Annotated in this window: 15 protein-coding genes; 1 reads left to right on the forward strand and 14 read right to left on the reverse strand. The window is 42.5% G+C overall.

Features of this window, described 5'->3' with window-relative positions; genetic code table 11:
• Window position 1: 1 nt before the first annotated feature.
• The 14 genes from ACZ5O6_RS07935 to ACZ5O6_RS08000 all read right to left on the reverse strand — a co-directional run bounded on the left by ACZ5O6_RS07935 (window position 2) and on the right by ACZ5O6_RS08000 (window position 18,943).
• The gene (locus ACZ5O6_RS07935; RefSeq protein WP_447092891.1) at window positions 2–4,222 is read right to left on the reverse strand and encodes a type VI secretion system protein; all 4,221 of its coding nucleotides are present in this window, start codon (window positions 4,220–4,222) and stop codon (window positions 2–4) included.
• A 199-nt stretch (window positions 4,223–4,421) separates the two neighbouring features.
• Window positions 4,422–5,597: an IS4 family transposase gene (locus ACZ5O6_RS07940; protein WP_447093035.1), complete on the reverse strand. Its 1,176-nt coding sequence runs from the start codon at window positions 5,595–5,597 to the stop codon at window positions 4,422–4,424.
• A gap of 446 nt (window positions 5,598–6,043) precedes the next feature.
• The gene (locus tag ACZ5O6_RS07945; RefSeq protein ID WP_447092805.1) at window positions 6,044–6,796 is read right to left on the reverse strand and encodes a DotU family type IV/VI secretion system protein; all 753 of its coding nucleotides are present in this window, start codon (window positions 6,794–6,796) and stop codon (window positions 6,044–6,046) included.
• 41 nt (window positions 6,797–6,837) lie between these two features.
• Window positions 6,838–8,262 carry a type VI secretion system baseplate subunit TssK gene (gene tssK, locus ACZ5O6_RS07950; RefSeq protein WP_447092804.1) on the reverse strand — a complete coding sequence of 475 codons (1,425 nt, stop codon included), beginning with the start codon at window positions 8,260–8,262 and terminating at the stop codon, window positions 6,838–6,840.
• The gene (locus ACZ5O6_RS07955) at window positions 8,262–8,768 is read right to left on the reverse strand and encodes a hypothetical protein (RefSeq protein ID WP_447092803.1); all 507 of its coding nucleotides are present in this window, start codon (window positions 8,766–8,768) and stop codon (window positions 8,262–8,264) included. Before ACZ5O6_RS07955 ends, tssK begins: the two co-directional genes overlap by 1 nt.
• Window positions 8,768–9,925, reverse strand: coding sequence for a type VI secretion system baseplate subunit TssG (gene tssG / locus ACZ5O6_RS07960; RefSeq protein WP_447092802.1), 1,158 nt, complete (start codon window positions 9,923–9,925; stop codon window positions 8,768–8,770). Before tssG ends, ACZ5O6_RS07955 begins: the two co-directional genes overlap by 1 nt.
• Window positions 9,889–11,823 (reverse strand): type VI secretion system baseplate subunit TssF, encoded by a 1,935-nt coding sequence (tssF, locus tag ACZ5O6_RS07965; protein ID WP_447092801.1) that lies wholly within the window; start codon window positions 11,821–11,823, stop codon window positions 9,889–9,891. Before tssF ends, tssG begins: the two co-directional genes overlap by 37 nt.
• A 100-nt stretch (window positions 11,824–11,923) precedes the next feature.
• Window positions 11,924–12,280 carry a GPW/gp25 family protein gene (locus ACZ5O6_RS07970; RefSeq protein ID WP_447092800.1) on the reverse strand — a complete coding sequence of 119 codons (357 nt, stop codon included), beginning with the start codon at window positions 12,278–12,280 and terminating at the stop codon, window positions 11,924–11,926.
• Window positions 12,281–12,446: 166 nt separating this feature from the next.
• Window positions 12,447–13,052, reverse strand: coding sequence for an Hcp family type VI secretion system effector (locus ACZ5O6_RS07975; protein WP_447092799.1), 606 nt, complete (start codon window positions 13,050–13,052; stop codon window positions 12,447–12,449).
• Window positions 13,053–13,101: 49 nt separating this feature from the next.
• On the reverse strand, window positions 13,102–15,045 hold the full coding sequence (gene tssC / locus ACZ5O6_RS07980) for a type VI secretion system contractile sheath large subunit (RefSeq protein ID WP_447092798.1): 1,944 nt from the start codon (window positions 15,043–15,045) through the stop codon (window positions 13,102–13,104).
• Window positions 15,046–15,087: 42 nt separating this feature from the next.
• Entirely contained in the window at window positions 15,088–15,369 is a 282-nt protein-coding gene (locus ACZ5O6_RS07985; RefSeq protein WP_464283498.1) for a hypothetical protein, read from the reverse strand.
• Between the two features lie 456 nt (window positions 15,370–15,825).
• Entirely contained in the window at window positions 15,826–17,037 is a 1,212-nt protein-coding gene (locus ACZ5O6_RS07990) for a sigma-54 interaction domain-containing protein (RefSeq protein ID WP_447092796.1), read from the reverse strand.
• A gap of 471 nt (window positions 17,038–17,508) precedes the next feature.
• Window positions 17,509–18,066, reverse strand: coding sequence for an elongation factor P hydroxylase (locus tag ACZ5O6_RS07995; RefSeq protein ID WP_447092795.1), 558 nt, complete (start codon window positions 18,064–18,066; stop codon window positions 17,509–17,511).
• Between the two features lie 19 nt (window positions 18,067–18,085).
• Window positions 18,086–18,943, reverse strand: coding sequence for a LysR substrate-binding domain-containing protein (locus ACZ5O6_RS08000; protein ID WP_447092794.1), 858 nt, complete (start codon window positions 18,941–18,943; stop codon window positions 18,086–18,088).
• Between the two features lie 215 nt (window positions 18,944–19,158).
• Here ACZ5O6_RS08000 and gcvT point away from each other — a divergent pair, with 215 nt between their 5' ends.
• Window positions 19,159–20,307, forward strand: coding sequence for a glycine cleavage system aminomethyltransferase GcvT (gene gcvT / locus ACZ5O6_RS08005; protein ID WP_447092793.1), 1,149 nt, complete (start codon window positions 19,159–19,161; stop codon window positions 20,305–20,307).
• Window positions 20,308–20,379 lie beyond the last annotated feature (72 nt).

Below are 20,379 nucleotides of genomic sequence, written 5' to 3' on the forward strand. Positions count from 1 at the left end.
ATTATTGGTCTCCTCCCGGTAAACCCGGTGCGGATTTCGGAAATTGCACAGGTACAGCGATATATTTTTCACTGCCGCTTTCTGTCATTATTACCAGTTGTAAACCAAGATGAATACGGCTGGTATAAGCGACTTTTTTTGCACTATTTAATGGTTGCTGATTAGCTGTAGTTACTGGTACTAAAAACTCCAACCATGTCTGGTTTTTGGTTGATGGGTGACTAAATTGCTGTGCCCATTCAAATAATGCCCACTGACTCGTCGAACGAAAATGTGCCATACGTTGATCCGCAGATACCGAAAATTTAGAGTCTGCACTCGCTAATGGTGTGAAGACGGATCCGTTCGCCCAGCGTAAAGACAGTGATAAATCATCTCCTGCCTGCCAACGAATACGATTGTCTCCATTGGGGAAAATAATACGCTCGTCGCCGCTAAGCAATTGCCATTCGATAATCTGGTCTTGCCCTTTGGAAGAGGCAACTAGTCCATCAAAGGCTACGCGTAAGTTGACCAAAGCGGTGTCTTTATCCCGTATCTGCTGATAAAAGTTTGCAAACTGATCGACCTGTTTGACGAAACGCAACCAATGATCCAAGCCACTATTCGGATTCTTTTGTAGATAACGCTTTAGAGCTGTGCGTAACGGCTGACCTTCTGCAGGTTGACCCCACGTGGTTTGATAATCGTCAAGAAAACGATGCAGTACAGGTAACGCGAGATCACGCCGTGGCTTATCATTAATGTCAGCGAATGGAAACCGACCTTTAAGGTCTTGGTTAAACCGTTCGGCTAGCGCAAAATACTGACGTACAACACGATTTTTACCGTAGTTTTTACAGACATAACGTACCTTACTATCAATATCGTAATGGCGTTGAGAGAACAACCCACCTTGGCTAATTAATTGAGGTTGCTCTAATAAGGCTTCACATCCAGCCCATGTTTGCTGACCTAAATCTTCAGCGACATATTGTTGCAACTGATTAATCGTATTGGCGGGTTGCTGGCGATCATACTGTGTCAGTTCGATTAATGTGTTGTACCACAAGCGTGCATTATTTTTAGTTTCTGCAATGGTGGTACTATCAATCAAATAACTCACTAATGGTTTAGCATAATTTTGTGCTAAAAAACTCAAACGCTGGCGCTGGTTATCCAAATAATTAGCCAGTGCAACTGGGTTGCTGTAGTCAAATAATGCTTGGGCTAAGTTATCGCTTTTCCAGTCGATACGCTGTAGGGGAACATATAAGCGATTGCTCCCCGTCACTTCGGTTAATTGATCTAATTGCTGGTATACAAAATCATTGGTTTGATTCACCAGTTCGGTAGCGTTAGTGGCATCACCGGTTTGATGTAACAAGGTGGTGAGCTGACGAATCATACTCTCGGCTCTTTCAAAGCTAACAATACTCGCACTCATTGTTGCCTCGCGATCTTGGGTACGCGTAATGGGCAGGGGTGACTGAGTATATTCGCGCACCTGTGCTTTATTAACGAGCTGCTTAACAATTGCACGTAAACGATCGCGTAGTGCTGGCGCATAAAAAGGTTCACTGCGTGATGATGTGGTACTTGTCCACCACTGCTGGCTAAAACGTTGAAATTCTAATACCGCATCAATCGCTTCACCCAGAGGGGCCGTATTCCACGCAATCACCTGACCGACTTCTTCATCCTTGGCGTTTAACAAGTCATCATAAGAGAGCAAACTCAGTGATTCTAATGCCGTAAACTCATCGACCCAACGATTAAGTTGCGACGAATAAGTGATATTGCCATTGCCATCGTCGGCAAATAGTTGACCAAACGGCGATACGTTTAAGTTAACAAGATGACGACGAATGGTTGCATCACAATGAGTCTCACTAAATTCAGCCGCTGCCGTATTCACAGCAAGCTTAGGATAACCTGCTGCACTAAGCTCATCTGCTAGCTGACTCATGCGTTGATGAAAATGACCACACGGGCTGTTGTAAGCATTAGAGCTTAGCCACGCCTGAGAAATATAGCGTAACCACTCTTGAAAGGTGTTGATTGATGCGAGCATATCTTCAGATGCATTAAGCGAGAATCGAGGTGTATTCGATGCGTCGTCATCAATGTTATGTGCTAAAAATGCACGCCGAATATCATCAAGCGGTGGCGACAATGCCGCCTCGTTTATTTTATCGCTAACACGCGTACTCAATGTAACAAGGTAATTGGCTTGATCGGTTGCATCAACCAGATCGTTGGCTTTCCATTCTATATCGTAGTGTGCATCCATTACCCCGCCAACAATAATTGCTGTACCAAAATCAATAGAGGCGGGAATCGTACCGTCATATAAATAGTCTGTCAGTTGGCGCAAATCACGCACAACATGTGTTGTATCCGGCAACGGTCCTGCCAAACGAATAAATTGTGTTTGTGCTGTTTGATAGGCCGATAATGCTTCGGTGTAATCTGTTAGGTATTCGCTGAGTGCTTTTAGGTCTGCACTACGCGGTAATGTTTCTGTACTCAATTGTGTGAGTTCTTGCGCACGCACGTGCAAACGACATTCATAAGCGGGAAATAATATGGAAGGAAATACACTCTCTGCAGCGGCTTGGCGCATAGCATGAATTTGCCCACCTCCCCATGAAAAAGGAATCGTTAATGTGGTCGGCTGATCGTCAAGCAAAGTTAAATTATTGAGTAAACGCCAAGTCTCTATCCCTTGGCTATGGCAATAACGCGAATACGTGTTTGAAACAGAGCCAGTTGATACAGCACTATTAGCTTGAGTCGCCGCACTGGTATTACTTTCTAGCGCACTAGCACTCGGAAATTGTGAGTTATTAAAAATAGCATCCCACGATTTTTGTGCAGTATAGGTGTAATTATAGAGGCGATAAGCATCTATAATTAAGCCGATTGCCAGTAGCGCACCAATAATGACCGAGACATATTGTGCTTTACGCAACGTTTTATTTGAAGAAAAAAATCGCTGTTCTACCGGATGTGCTAAATGTTTTTCTGGCCAAATTTTTTCAGAAAAAAGGTCTTCGCTTAACGATACCTGCCCACCAATATTGCCGCTAAACCAGATACCGCGTAACGGTAGCGCCTCTTGAAAACTGCTACTAGCAAAACTATGTTCGATCACTTCAGTCAGTGGCGCTTGTAGTGTTTGAAATTCTCGATCAAACAACATAAAACGATCAATATTATCAATAGCCTCACCGGTCGCCGCTATTGCGAGCTGCGCTTTACGGATCGCCTCAATAACGTGATTAAAGGCATCATCAATCCACGATAGAGAAAAAGCGGCATCAACACGGGATGGGTTAGACCAGCCAAACATATCATCAGCAGGGGTATTGCTCCACGCATTCCAAAATGTTGAAAAACCTTCAATCGCCTCACAATCAGTCACTACTAAATAAACCGGTAAGATAAAACCGGTAATTTTTTGTGTCGTCCACATTTTTTGGTAAAGGTTTTGCCCAAACTCATGTAACGTTGCCGTACTCTCTTGAGCTGCAAGTAATTGCTTGGCAGATAACGTTAGAATAATACCGTCTAGAGGCCGTTCTGGACGATAGCTATTAAGCAGTTCAACACCTTGCGTAAAATCACTATCATCTTCTATATCAATCACAACGCCATGATCAAAAAAATGCCAGCCGCTACCATCGGAAACCAACTTTTTTTCACGCGCCAATAAATGGCTTCGACGGCCTTGTTGAACATCATTAATCCATGCACTTCTACTTAACGCAGGTTCCTGCCCTGTTAACAAATACCAATACGACTGATAACGCCAATCCCGACGCGTGGTCAAGTAACGAGCCGTATCGAATGCTTGCTTAATGCGAAAAGGGCTTAACCAAAAACGGTTTTGTGCAGGACTCTTATCTTTTTCTTTATTCGGCGAGGAAAAAATTATTTTCCACAGGGCAGCAATACCTGAAAACAGAATATTTTTAATGCCTTCAGCAAAGGCAGCCAAACCACCACCCACCCATCGCAACACCCAAAAAAGGATAATAAGGCAAATAACGATAGCTAATATCGCGCCTAAAAACTGCCATAATGGATCACTCCATATCGGCTGTAATTGCACAATAAGGGGCTCGAACCGTGTAACAAGATCGTCAAACAAACTATAGCCATCATTCAATACCGCATTAAATGCACTATTGATATTGCTATTATTATTTAGCGCTGGTTCAGCTAACTCTTGTTTCATTTAATTTGATGATCCTAAAAAATACTATTGATAACACAACACATTGATGACCTTAATCAAAGGCCTTTGTCATACTGGACTTGATCCTGTATCTATTTAACCCGAGTATTTACTCGATTCCGGTTTTCACCGAAATAACGTATTAAGCAAACACCTTCGTCATACCGGACTTGATCCCATAACTGTCCGGAATAAATATTCATAGAGCAAGAGCTCCTTGCATGGATTGGTAATACAAGACTTTCTTACGCCTCTTTTTCTCTATTTGCCACTCTGTTTCAACTCTCTGAAACAGAGTCGCTCGCAAGCTCATTAGGCACATCTTCAAGCTCACATCTTGTCGAAAATTGCGCTGATACAATTGCACCAACAAGTACGTAATAATGGCGCTATAAATTTGTATTTTTACCGCATTTTTACTACGACCCAAGAACACTTTTATTTTTAAGTGTTGCTTGATCCATTTAAAAAACAATTCAATTCCCCAACGCTGTTTATACAACTGAGCAATCTCTTTCGCTGACCGCGTCATGTCATTGGTCGCGATAATTAACGGCGTATCTTTATCCGGCCGACTCACTGTAATCTTTCGTAGTGGCGTACCGTGATAATGATTAACCCTAGCGCCTCCCGGACGTTTGTTTTTAAAACACACTATCGCATCTTCTAAAATTATCGCCTCATCTTTGGCTTCGATTGGACGATACGATTCAACCACTAAAGACGCATTACGTTTAAAACGAGAGACGAATACGCTACCTGATTCATGTAAACGATACCACCAGTTATAGTCGGTATAACCCCTATCAAACACATACGTCGCGCCTATTTCCGCTTCCGTTTTTCTACCTACTTCAAGATCACCTATCTTAGGTTCTGTTATTTCAAGGTTGACCGGAGTATTACTCGGAGACGCTATCGTTAAATGCGCTTTTAATCCCTGAATACGATTATCTTTTTCTGCTTCAGCCCACTCATCGTAACCTAAACCCACTAACGGTATCGGTGTGGAATCTAGTAAATACAATAGGTCACTGAGTTCACCTTTCACTTTTTTGTGTCCGCGCTTTAAGAGCAATGCACAGATATCAGCAAACACGTTATTCGAACGATATTTATTCGCATCTGATAATGTCGAACGCTTAATTTTACGACAACCTAAATGGTAATGATGCGTCTCCTGACTATTAAAACCCGCCTCTAATTCTCGTAAGCTTTGGCATCCTGATACCTGCGCATAGATCATTGCGAGCAGTTGATTCCAGCAACGAAATCCTTTGTTGTGCTTATCTGCTTTATGCTTTGAAACCACTTTTTCTACTGCTTGGCGAGGAAGTGCTTTCATTAATTCAGTAAATCGTGTATTTCTATACATATTGCAGCCTCTAGGTTATGAGTCGTGTCAGTGGGTTTTACCCTTTAAACCTAGAGGCTGCAACCTCTTCAGCAATACGCTTAACTTTTATTCCGGACAGTTATGGGACTTGATCCGGTACCCCTCCAACACAGCACCGACTAGATTCCGGTTTTCACCGGAATGACGTACCAAGCAAACACCTTCGTCATACCGGACTTGATCCGGTATCCCTCCAACACAGCACCGACTAGATTCCGGTTTTCACCGGAATGACGTATTAAGCAAACACCTTCGTCATACCGGACTTGATCCGGTATCCCTCCAACACAGCACCGACTAGATTCCGGTTTTCACCGGAATGACGTACCAAGCAAACACCTTCGTCATACCGGACTTGATCCGGCATCCCTCCAACACAGCACCGACTAGGTTCCGGTTTTCACCGGAATGACGTACCAAGTCTCTTAAAGCGATATATCCCACACACCGGTTAAACTAGCCCATACGCCCCAACTGACTAATAAATAGAGCAACACACCATTAACCACCATTTTTTTCCAACGGGTTAATGGCGCTAAGCGATATTCTTGCATCGACGTAAATAAGTGCTGATAGGCTTGCGGGCATACCCACGCCTCTTTATCGTCGACACCATTATTAATACGTTTAAATAGTCGTTTACGCACAATGTCTAAATTTTTCGGTTGATCACGATAGCGCCCCGCAAAACCCAGACGTAAAGTTAAAAAATACACTGCCATTAAATTACGTTCTTGAACATCAATCACTCGGTCGTTAAGTAAAGTGAGCACATTGTTAAAAAATTGTTCGCCTGCATAACAGCTATGAAATACTTTTTCTTCTAATAAGACTAAATGCCAATATTTTTTCCCTGCCCACTGAATATCCAAAATAAATAGTTCATCAGCTAATGCAGCAGCAACATACAATGTTTCGTCGATACGGCTATATTCTTTTTCTGTGAGAACTTTTTTAGCGGCCGCACGTTTTTTATCTATCCAGTGTTGCAGCCGTGCGCTAACAACCTCGGCCATTTCTTGGTCGGTGGGCTGTCGGTCAACTTGTAAAAACTGAGCTACTTCTTGATCTAAACGATGAACTTCTAGTGACTTTTTAATCAGCACAATTTGGCGATAAAAATCATTAAGCACCTGTAAAGGATCAGCTAATTCAGCGATATGATTTGTCTCACTCATTACCTTATTGACTCACTCTTTGGTCGTTGCTCAACGCATTACTATTCATGGGCGATATGCACGAGTATTGTTTTCGGACACTGATCTTGTACTTTACGGCTGGTAGCCATAATCACTAATTTTGCATCTGAAGAAATTAATTGTTTTTCGGCTTTTATTTTAAATAACGCATTGCTCGGTGCAGGAACAATATCGGACGTGTCATCTCGCTCGATATATTCCGATTTTGCGCCTAATAAGCGACGCTCTGATAAGTTTTTATGCAAATGAGCACTCGCGATACGACTGGAGGCCACCCATTGCTTAACCCCTTCTCGACTGCCATTACTATTTGGACATACCTCGATAATCAGGTCTTTACCTTCCCAAGATTTTTCAAACAACAAGCTAAATACACCTTCTCTTTTTTGTTCAAAACTCAGTGTGGTATAACGTAAATTAACGCGATTGACCTGCTCTTTAATATAAGCCATGGCTTTTATCAGGGCAGGTAAATAGTTGTCGTGCTGATAGGCCGGGAAACGCGGCGGGATATTATTAGGCGCGAGCTCACTAATCGGCCCAGCCATACGCACAATGCTTTGGTATATTTGGCTTGGCGTACTGCTTGTCGCGTCGGCAAGCAATTCAAAAGCCGGGAGTTCTTGCACCATCGCACGAATCCAGCGATGGTGTCGTTGATTAATATTATGACCCAACTGCTCTCCATCTTCAGCAACGCCCGCTAACTGCATCGCTTTATGGCGAATAGTTAATGCCAACTCTTTTGCGAGTTGTTGTATCGGCTTGATCGACACACTTTCTTCATGACCTGTTCTAAAATTATCCGCCCCAATCGATAACAATGGCGGGCTATATTGTGGGTCTAATTGAATACTTCCTTCTTCAGGCTTAACCACACGAAACAGAGGCAAACCGATATATCGGCTACTCACGCTATCGGTGACCTGTAGTGATAATTTAGGCACTAAACGCGGTAACACCATTTCATTATCGCCCGTGTTTTCATCAATACGGGGTTGGTCATCGCGACTGGTATAGCGTTGGATTTCAGAGCGCTCACTCGCACTACCCGGCACATGAATAGGTACCGCTAATTGGATAGTAACCGCTTTATTATCGATCTCTTCTAGGGTAATCGTTAATGGGTCATCGATGCTAGCATCGTAATCAACTACAAGACCATCAGGCATAATAGCCATTAAACGCTGAATAATAATATTGCCTTCTAGCAAGGCCGCATCGTCGACGGTTAACTGACCCACTCCCCAATAATAAGGCGATAGCGTTGATGCTACTCGACTCAACTGCCCTTCCCAGTACTGGTGATTTTGTTGGAAGTGATGGGGCGATAGCAACATACCTTCGTGCCAACATAAAGGACTCGGTAAACGTTTACCTCGAATATCGCTAGCGCTCGCTGAAGAGCGAATGGTATTCATGGCGACAACATTAGATGAAGACATTATTGACCTCCTTCGGGTTGCAGCGTGTACTGTGTATTCAACAAACGAATCGTTAATTGTTTAAAGTGGCTAAGCTCTGCCATATATTGACCATCGCTGGTTCTATAATTAGCGAACAGCACAATATTTTTTGCCTGCTTATGTTTTTTAGGCAGCGATACCGACTCAATACGTGATAAAGGCACCATTTCTATGTCAACAATATCGATAGCGTTAGCAAAGCGCTGGCTAAAAGAAAGCTTTTGCTGAAACCATTGCGGGCCATTTAATTCACTTAACAATGGCGTGATTTTTTCGTCATAGATAAAAATAATATCGAGAGCAACTGGGGTATCAAGATTACTATTCGCTGCGGCTTCGATAGTGATTTTTTTTAAGGCATTATCACTGCCCAAACCCACGAGCTTTAACGCACTTTTAGCACTTGAGCATCCACTAATCAGTAGAAGAACACACAATAGGCTACCGCCTAATGATCGATAAAAAGCAAAAGTAATACACTGCATTACACTATTCCTCCTGCGGTAAAACTCACATCATTACCGACCACTGAGCTCGGATTTGAAGTTTCAGCAGTAAAACGAACTTTCATCATTGTTGATTCACTTCTTTCATTAGTAGATACCGCTCTTATATTTTTTTCGCCACGTACAGAGGGTGTGTTTACTGACGACAAACGTGTGGTTAAACCTAGCACGACGTCATTATTTTTTTTCTTTGCCAAGTCTTCTGAGCGAGACACCAAAGACAATTGCGGCACTTGCTCCGTGGGTAACAACAACACAACATGGCAATCACAACGGCAGTCTGTAATGCGGCTTAATAAAGCGAAAAACTGTTGATGATCGGCACCACCCGGGATAAGCCGACGTACTTTTTCCCAAGGTAGTGGACCCATTACGAGCTCGATAGCTTGTTGCTGATCCCATACTTTTGAGCCTAATGTCGCTGTTGTGCCCAAACGGCTCGTCGCAGCACCTAATTGACTATGATCTTGTTGATCAACCCGCAACCATCCGCCTTGACAAGCATTTAACGCTTGCAGAGGTAACCCCATTTCAAAATGTAATAACTGTTTAACTACCGGCAACGACATACGGCTATTCGCCAATAAACCAGATAAGCGAATATCGGTTTGTTTAGCCGACTGCTGGTTAAGTGAACGGTTAAATACCGTGCCACTTAAGGCCTGAAATAGTTCACCACTATGGCTATTATCAGACGTAACATCCATTAAATTCGGCCGCGTTGTGCGACACACTAGGTAACGCAAAGCCATCAAGCGGTTGTTAAAAATATCTAAAAAATCAGCCATGGCATAATCGCCACGTGCCGCTAAATCTTTAATCCAAGAAACAAAAGGCTCTGGCAGTGGACCATCGGTGGTTGATAACACGCCATTAACCAAAGTAATTTTAGTGCGCAGCTCTCCATCTTTTTTTTCTACCCCGCGTATTTCACCTGGGGGAAAATCAGATGCTAAAGACCCTGTGAACTGTATTTCTTGGCTGAGTGCATTCAGTAGTGCATCGTCATTATCCAACGCCGTTGTATTCGCCATTAACAATAACGTTTTCACCAGTTGTAAAAATTCCCAACCGGCTTCTCGCTCGTTAAGTAGGCTCGCTACAGTATGATTTGTTCGCCAATACGCGGAGGCCATTGCTTCCACACTCCTTCACGCTGATAACTCACAAATTGTAATTGCACAAAATGGTTAAGTGTTGTGTATAAACCTAAAAACTGGCTAATAATATCGCCTAGTAACAACGGATTAGCACCATCAAAAAATGACTCTTCGATCGTTAACGTAATCACTGTGCCGCGATAATGACCACGCCATGCGTCAGCTCCCATTCGTCGAACCGACGCTTGGGTATGAATATGTTTAATACCGTCAATTTGGCGACGATGAGAAGCTGCCATCGGATCACAATAAAGATGTAATAGTTGCTTAAACCGTTTTAGTGACATTTTTTGTATGTCGGTATCATCGGCTAGCCAGTCGGCGCTGTTTCCTCGACTTGACCCAGAGGCTGAACCGACCAGCGATAATTGGTTCAATTGGAGTTGAGATAACAACTTAACGGTTGACTCGTTATTTAACTGTGCCCCCTTAAATAGAGTAGGCCTTGATACAAGGCTGGCATCAACCATTGCCCCAGCACCCAATAGCTTTAATGTATTACCAATACGTAATGACTCAGGCAGCTCTCGATTATTACAAAGCCCTTTAGTACTCAATGTTTGGTCAACAGGGTTAGCGGGCGATAAGCTGGCATCAAAGAGCGAGATCATCGTATCGCAACCTGCAACACCCGAACTAACAGGTTTAACTAAGCGACTTAAATAAGATAATGAGCTACTCGCCACCGATTCGACATGCGAGTTCAGTGTATGATCATTAGCATTGCTAGTACCCACACCCACAAAGCTATCATTAGCCGCACCACCCAACCAAGGTTCGGCATGTCGCACTCGTCCATCCGAGGAAAGTAGACGCACCTGCGTAATATCATGTACTTCGCTCTGTCCATATTGAGATTCGTCAGCAATCACACGGTATTCATAACGGCTATGATCTAACTGAATAGGCTTAAAGGTAGTTTGGAATAAATTGATTGCAGGAAAGCTATTGGTGTGCAGACTATTTTTATTGAGCCCCTGTAATTTATCGGCTTTATTCAGTATGAGTAATAATTCAAATGATTCGGTAATACCTGAGACATCGAGTCCATCAACATCAAAAAAATAGAATTTTTCAGGGAAATAAAAATATTCTAATAGCAAACGATAGGCATTATGCGTACCTAGCGGCTGTGGTAACACATTATCTTGATCGCGCAAACCTAGCCATTGAATGGCCGCATCCGGTAATTCAATAATGTTGTCGCCATGACGTAGCGCAACACCACATAAATTATTCGATAAAAGATGATGCAATGTAGGGCGTAACTGAGGATCCGCAATAAAGAAACGTAACGACGACAATGGATATTCATAAATAGGGTCAGTGCCAAAGTTTGATAGTGCAATGGAAATCACACCATTCACTTCGTTGCGTCCTTCTAAAAAGTCAAAAACATTTTTAGGTTTTAAAGCAATATCGTCAATGGATAATGGCCACATGGGCGTGTCATAGCTACACTGCATACGGCATTCAACAGCACGCTTTTCTTTACCATCAATACCTCGTCGCTGGGTACTCCATGTAGAAAACATACGCCCTTTTTCTAAGGTATAGCCATTAACATAATTCGCACCATCGGCTAATACATTCCCCTGCATGACCGCCATACTAGGAATTGAGCGCAATAAATGCGGGTATAAATTCAATAATAGATGGTTAGGAATTTCTTGACGTTGCTGCTCTAAATCGCAACGTAGCTGACTGGTTAGCCAAACAAAAGATTGTAATAGCTGTTCTACATGAGGGTCGGCCGAATGCCCAGCGCTCAGGCGTAATTCTGATGCAGCCGCCGGATAGGCATGACTAAACGACTCCACCGCGCCACGTAAAGCGCTGAGTTCGTGTTGAAAATAGTCAATATGTTCGGCCATAAAATCAATTACTTACATTCATTAAAACATTTAAGGAAGCTCTGATTAAGCCCTCTCGTCATACCGTATTTAATCCAGAATGACTTAACTTAGGGCTTACTTAAAAGAAAAACTGCTCTTCTAGTTCAATATCTTCGAGCTTTAGGAGCAAACGGCAATTGGCTCTATCACTATAACTAGTGATATTTTTAACTTGCACATCGACTAAACGAGGTTCAAATTCCAGTATTTTCTTTCGTAATACTTCTTGATACTGCGCGTGCTCATCTCCTGCATGACTATATTCACCAACCACCTCTGGCACGCCAAAGCCGGTTACCCACGAATCTAGCACCGGCTTACTTCCAAGATATGTTCGCGTTGAAATGATGCGTTGCACTTGATCGCGGACAGACTGTTCTAAGGAGTATGACTCGCAAGAAGCATCTAGTTTTTCAAACAGTGTTTTAGCAACCATAGTTTTCAGTTTTTATAGATGCCGGATCAAGTCCGGCATGACGTATATTTTTTTATAGCAATGCAACGTTTGGCATGACGGGCAACGATTCGTTTAAAAAAGAAACCCGTCATGTTGAACTTGATTCAGCATCGATACCGACACAAAATAATTATGTCGGTAAAAACTACATCGTATATGAGCCCGGAGCAATTGGACGGTTGCGAGCAATGCTCCAACCAGTTGCCACATGACCTTTGTTTTGTAAACCCGGGCCTTGAAGACAATGTACCCAAGAAATTTCAGTGAAGTTCAGTTTAAATTGCTCTGTCGCCATATCATTAGGATGCGACTGAAATTGAATTTCACTAATCAGCACTTGCGTCAATTCAAATTGCATCAATAAGTTTAAACGGTCACCAGAATTACGTAACACATGAATACGGCACGGAGAACCTTCAGCATCGAGTAACTTTGCGCGTAAACAGTATTCATACAATTTAGGCGAACTCACATCGACATATTTAACACAAGTAAAGTCGGATACAACGGGTCGCCCAGATGTACGTGCACTGTTACTCACATCGGTAGTCACCTGCTGCTGAATACCTTGGTTGATAGAGACAAGCTCTACACACTTTGTTGCATCGAAGCCAAGCTGTCCCGGGTTATCGGTAATGCCTACCCAGTTGTCGGCTGCTTCGCCATCAATAAGCGAGCCACCCGCGCCAGCATCATTACCTTTAGCTGAGGTCAATGCGGCATCGCCAAGTTCAAGTAATATTAGATCCATGATGATCTCCAAAAAATGTTCAAATTAATTTCACTTATTACGTGAAGCACTAGCCCGGAATATCGGCAACCAAACGAATAGACGTGGTTAACTCTTCTAATTGAAAATGGGGCTTAAGAAACACCACCGCCTTATAGGAGCCCGGTTTACCCGGAACATCGGCAACATCAATACGTGCTTCCCTCAATGGATAACGCGCTTTAATTTCATTCGCAGCAGCATCATCAATCAGTACATAACTGGCAATCCACGTATTCAAGTAATCAGCGACATTGTCTTTTGTTAAGAAAGAACCAATCTTGTCGCGCATAATGACTTTAATATAATGCGCAAAACGTGATGCATTGAGTACATACGGCAGCATGGCTGATGTTCTTGCATTGGCATTGGCTTCGTCGGTGTTATATTTTTTGGGCTGATTCGTTGTTTGACCACCAAAGAACGCCGCTTTATCACTACCCTTACAGTGTAAAATCGCCATAAAACCAAGATCGTTAAGTTCTTTTTCACGTCGATCAGTAATCGCGACTTGTGTGGGACAGGTTAACTTAATATCACCTGCGGCCGTCTTAAACGTATGAGCAGGCAAACCTTCAACCAAGCCACCGCCTTCAACGCCGCGAATCGCAGCCAACCAGCCAAACTTAGCAAAGGCATTGGTAATACGCTGACCAAGAATAAAGGCAGGGTTACCCCATAAATAACGAGAAGCATCGGTACCATCCACTTCTTCAGTAAAATCAAAACCATCAACAACAACGGTTTCAGGACCGAAAGGTAGACGTAACAGTACTTTAGGTAATGTCAGGCTCACGTAGCGCGAATCTTCGCTGTCGCGAAAGCTACGCCATTTAATTAATTCCGCACTCTCAAAGATTTTCGATAAATCCCGTGGCTGAGATAGCGAGAAGTAATCTTGCAAATCAAATAACTTCGCATAAGCGGAAGAAATAAATGGCGCATGTGCCGCAGCTGCTACACCAGAAATTTTCTCTAGCAGTTCAATATCTTCAGGATGACGACCAAATTCATAATCACCGATTAGGAAGCTATAAGGGTCTCCACCGTAAGTACCGAACTCATCCTCGTAGACCTTTTTGAAGAGCGCGCTTTGATCAAACTCAGAGGCTTTTTGCAGATCTTTGAGCAATTCTTTTTGTGTGACATTGAGTACTCGCAGCTTTAATCGTGTACTAGTCTCAGTATTCATAACTAAAAAGTGCAGACCACGCCATGAAGCTTCGAGTTTTTGGAAGCTAGGCTCATGTAGCACTATATTGACTTGTCGAGTGAGCAAATTATCAATTTCAGCAATGCGGTCATTCATTTGATCGGCCGCATCACCTGCCCCGTCTTTTGCTTCATTAGCTAAAATATCACTCGCAAATTGACCAATCAACGATAGCGCATAAGGCTCTTGCGATTCATCCAGTGCCATACGCCCTTCGGTGAGTAGGCGTTTAATAAAGTCGGTAGGCGTAATTGCCGACATATCTTCTGCATCTTTATAAGCTTCGACAATCTCTTTTTTAAGATCATCGCTGTCTAAAACTTCACTCAACAAACCATCGAGTGCGTCATTACCATCGAGCTTTGCAAGAAAATCTCGCAATAGATTTCTCGATGCAAAAAGCGCATTCGTTGCTGGTATTCTTTGCACGATACGCAAAGGAGAGAAGTCTTCTATCGTTTGAAAATATAACTCAATATTGGTTTTATCTTCAGTATCTTCTGTTAATGCATTATCCACTTTCAGAGTAAGACGTGGAGCGTAACCATCTAATACTTCATCAAAATTATCACGATCAATTTCTATAAATGGACGTTCTTTAAATGGAGGCAATGCCTCTTTTGGATTACCAGACAAATCTGAAAGGATACCCACAATCAATGGTAACTCTCGCTGAAGCATCGCATTACCGATTTCGACATCGTAAGTAATATGCACGCGAGGTGAGCGAATCCTAGATAGTTTTTTTTGTGAACTTTCCAAAACTAATTCCTCTTGTTAAATAAGATAAAAATAATTGGCAGATTAATGCTGAGCGTACCGATAGTATTCGTCTTCTACTTTTTCGATAACGCCTTTATCAACAAGCATGCCTAGTGCACTGTTGACTGCATCCGCAGATTCATACAATTTTTGACGAGTAATCCACCACTTTGATATCCCGTCGAAGCTATCCATAGCTTCTGGATGTGACCGCAAGTATTCTTCAATAAGACGCGCCACATACATCGATTGATCGTTACAATAGCTTTGAGACACACTATCACCCGTATTGTTATAGTTAGTAGTTAATTCGTTGTAACACATGTATTACAACTACCTGCACTATAAAAGCAAGGACAATGCCAACATTAAAAACACTTATATTTCAAAAACTTACGCACAAAAAAGAAAGAAAACAGAAAGAAAAAACAAAGAAAATCGCAAGAAAAACCCACCCAGTTAATTTTTAACCCACCCAGTATTAGCCTGCGGTAATGTAAAAAATATCTTCTTGAGTAAAAACAAATATTGCATCAGCACTTATGCTGTATCACTGCTATCCCGTTAACTTTTCGATAGTGGAATTCTAACCATTAGGCAAAGCCATCACCTGCATGGATGCGGGTGTTGAGCCTACATGGACGTATTCACGGCGTGCTTTGAATAATGGTTAGATAGCGAATCAGACTTGGCGTGACGAAATAGAGCTAACAAAAAAATAATGAAAGGATAAAAATAATGGGCCATGCCAGAAAACAAACATTCCCACTCAATCTAACGCTAATCCTCACAGATAGAAGATATAGACTTTTTAATGCCGTACTTTTTAACTAACTTGCCAAACGCTCGCCGCTCTTTACCGCAAATTTGCGCAGCCAATGTGACATTACCTTGGGTTTTTTGCAGAATATTTTCTACATAGCGTTTTTCAAATTGTTCAACTGCGATGCGCTTATCTCTGGAAAAATTATATCCTTCATCATCACCTATATCACCAAGGTCGGCTTCTGAAGAATAATCAAATACATCACTCGAAGCAGGCAATTGATCTATATGATATTGGCGTTGCTGAGAAATTTTAGAAAAACCATCATCAAGATCATCAATACCAATCACCGCCCCTGCACTACATAAATACAAACGATGTATAAGATTTTCCAGCTCTCTCACATTACCCGGCCAATCCAATTGTTCAAACAACGATAGTAATTCAGGCGATAGCACTTTTAGGCCAATACCGTACTGGTAATCAAATTGAGCGATAAAATGATCGGCTAAAATTTTAACATCAGCCTCTCTATGCCTTAGTGGTGGCATGTGCACACTAAGAATATAAAGGCGATAGTAAAGGTCTGCTCGAAACAACCCCTGTTTAATTTTGGCTTCTAAATCACAATTTGCAGACGCAATTAATCTTACATCTGCTTTATACGTGGTCTCCGAACCAACAGGGCGATATTCTTTTTCCTGTAAAAAACGCAATAAAGCCGCCTGAGATTTCAACGATAGGCTATCTATCTCATCAAGAAACAAGGTGCCTTTATCAGCAGCCTCGAGCAAGCCTTTTTTATTTTTCTTGGCATCTGTAAATGCACCTTTAACATGACCGAAAATTTCACTCATGAACAAATCATCGGTCAGCGTAGCACAATTAATTGCAACAAAGGCTTGAGCACAACGACTACCCGTGTAATGCAACCCCCTTGCGGCCAACTCTTTACCAGTGCCCGTTTCTCCAGTCACCAATACCGGCGCATCATAACGACTGTGTGTCGCAATCAAGAACCGAACCTTTTTGATAGCAGACGATTCACCAATAATATTCGCCAATGCCAGCGATTCATTGAGCGTGCAGCTATCACTTTTTTTGGCAGACGCTAAAGTGGTATCGGGACTATTAATAGTACGCACATTTTGCGCACAATTATCATCACCAATAAGCGCTGGTGCTTGATCGATAGAGTGGGTTGATTCATGGCAAGGGGAAATCATTTTCTACGCCTTAGTTATTGTTATATGTGACAGCAATGTCGCCTGACTTATTAAAAGCTACCGAGTAAACGTTTTTAAACAATCAGCAAAACATTTGCAACAGCACATCAATAGCAAGTTTAATACCAATAAATCCAAGAAGAGTATTTAACCAACTTATCAGATAATATTTTTGATGATTCAAAAAATCTCAAAAGCATCGACGACTAGCCACACTGGCTTTAAACGGTTTTCGCTAAAAAAACACAGAAGAGAGATAGTAAAGGATCGTTATAAAAAATGCGAGTAGGTAAGTATTAAGAAAAAGTGACATGTTATTTAACGTGTCACTACGGGTAAAATAACACCCAAGACTAGCGGGTATGAAATCACCCTTTATAAAAAGTAAAGGCCAACATTAAAAACATGAACTGCATCACAAAAAAATGGACATTTTTTTCGCTGAAAAACGGAATCTAGCAAATACTTTTATTATATTAATTCCTCAAGAGAAAAATCAGCAGGCGAACACACTGGCATAGAAAAATGTTCAGCTAAAATCGCAGAAAAAAGCGCTACACGATCATTATTATCAACACATTGTTTTTTAGCTTCTCTACAAACAGCCTGTTTAAAACTTTCACTCATTGCTAGACCACCATTTAAGTTGTCTGCACTTAATCGAAAACGAGCGCCACATGATCGAGAAAACAACCATTCAATCGCCTGCGGTTTCACTTCAACTTTTTCAAATTGTTGCTGTTGTTGCGGTGTTCGGCCATCAGGCGTATACCAATATCCATAATCGACTTGTTGTCGACGCTGCTCTCCTGCAACACACCAATGAGCCACTTCATGTAATGCACTAGCAAAATAATTTTGAGTAAAAATAATTTTATGATCATCCGTATCATTGCACGCTGGAATATACTCTGGCTCTTCTCCTCCACCTACCAAGCGCGTTCGGTGAGAAGTTAAAAACGTTTGGTTAAACAGCCGGATAAGCACGTCGCTATTGTGCTCCACGGAAATATTGGAAGAAGTATTCATGATCACATTTATAATGGCGTTAAGATAAGGAGGCTTTTACATAATCTATTAAATATTGAGTTGCCTGATTGGCTCCCTGCCCCTGCGTAATCAAACTAATACCGATGGTACCGAGTTTGGGCAATTTATCTGATGGCCTTAATTGGCGGAGATGTTCAGGCGCCGTACTTTTAGTCAGCACTGTCACCCCCAAACCTTCGTTAATCGCTGCCTCAATACCACCAATATCTGAATTAGTATAAACAATTCGCCATGCACGGTGGTTAGCATTCAAGGTTTCGATGGCCCGCTCACGATAACGACAACCTTCAGGCGCTACGATAAGAGGTAAAGGATCTTGTAAATGCACATCATGGTTATCGCTCGACAACCAAATTAGATCATCATTTTTAATCAACTCCCCTCCTTTTATAGGGGTGTAATGTGAGGCCAAAATTAGATCGTAGTTTTCGTGCTCATCGCTTTGCTGCTTCTCAAGCAGTTCTTGGCTCAGCGCACTCGTTACCTCAAGGCTAATATCGGGATAAGACTCGGAAAAATGACGAACGATTTTTGGTAGTAATGTCGTCGCAAATTCGCTGGGTACACCAAAATGTAAATTACCGCTAACCGCTGTTGTCATAAACTGTGTTAACGCCTCATCATTAAGCGCCAATATGCGCTTAGCGTAGCTATACAGTGTTTTACCTGAATAATTTTGCTCTACCCGCTGTCCTAGGCGCACAATAAGTGTTTGACCTAATAAGGCTTCCAAGCGTTTTATCTGCAAACTAATGGCTGGCTGAGTACGCCCCAGCAACTCAGCCGCCTGTGTAAACCCGCCCAATTCAACAACGGTCACGTAGGTTCTCAACAACTCTGTCGGTATGTTTTTCATGGGTCTATTCTTTCCCTATTAGTAATGTCATTGACCATACAGAACCTCTTACTATGCGTGAGAAATATAAACAGCCGCTATACGAGTAATCCGTAAATCGCCGCTAACAAAAGGTATAAATATTATTAATGAGAACATTATAACTATTAATTTTACTATATCTACATTCAGCGCTAGGATAAGCCAATGATCACACATTTACTAAGGGCTTAATCATGTCAGACACCTCTTCAGGCACACCCACTGAGCTTCACGTGACTCCTTTACATGCATTGCATAATGAACTGGGCGCAAAGATGGTGCCATTTGCGGGCTACGATATGCCCGTACAGTACCCTGCTGGCGTTAAAACAGAACATCTGCATACTCGCAAAGAAGCGGGGCTTTTTGATGTATCACACATGGGACAACTCAAGGTATCTGGCGACAATATTGCCAGCGAGCTAGAAAAACTATTGCCTATCGACGTAGGTGCGCTTGCTATCCATCAACAAAGTTATGCCTTGTTAACTAATGATGATGGCGGCATCTTGGACGATCTTATTATCACTCGATGGGCAGAAGACACTTTCTTCATTGTGGTAAACGCGGCTTGTAAAGAACAAGATATTGCACACTTTCGCAAACATTTACCGAATGCCACAATTGATGTACTTACCGAGCGCGCGCTCGTTGCGCTACAAGGCCCCAGCGCTAAAGATGTTGCTGAAGTAATAGCACCCGCAGCTTGCGAGCTTACCTTTATGCATGGTTGTTTCGTGACAATTACCTGTAATGAGACGCCGGTTGAATGCTATATCACGCGGTCAGGCTATACCGGTGAAGATGGCTTCGAGATTTCTATTCCAAATGAACATGCCGATGCGGTATCTCGCTTACTTCTGAGTTTTGATTGCGTCGAAGCCATTGGGCTAGGCGCAAGAGACTCGCTACGCCTAGAAGCAGGGCTATGCTTGTATGGCCATGATATGAATACCGACACCAACCCGATAGACGCTTCATTACTGTGGAGCATTAGCAAGTCTCGACGCCCCGGCGGCGCCAAAGCTGGCGGCTTTATGGGTGCAGACAACATTTTTGCGGCTATAGAAAAAGGCTCTGACCGTAAACGTGCAGGCCTCATCATTGATGGACGAGCGCCCGTTCGTGAAGGAGCCCCTCTCGTCGATGCTGATGGCAATAGCATTGGTATCGTAACTAGCGGTGGCTTTGGCCCATCGATTAGCAAACCTATAGCCATCGCTTATATCGACAAAACGCACGCTGCGCTAGGTAGTGAAGTATTCGCTGAAGTACGGGGTAAAAAATTACCCGTTACCGTTAGCAAGATGCCTTTTGTCGCACAACGCTACTATCGCGGATAGTTTGCCCCCAACACTATTGCAGATAAACATAGACACCGATTAAAACACTTAATATTAAGCACATATACGTCA

This window comes from Eionea flava (genome assembly GCF_055393785.1).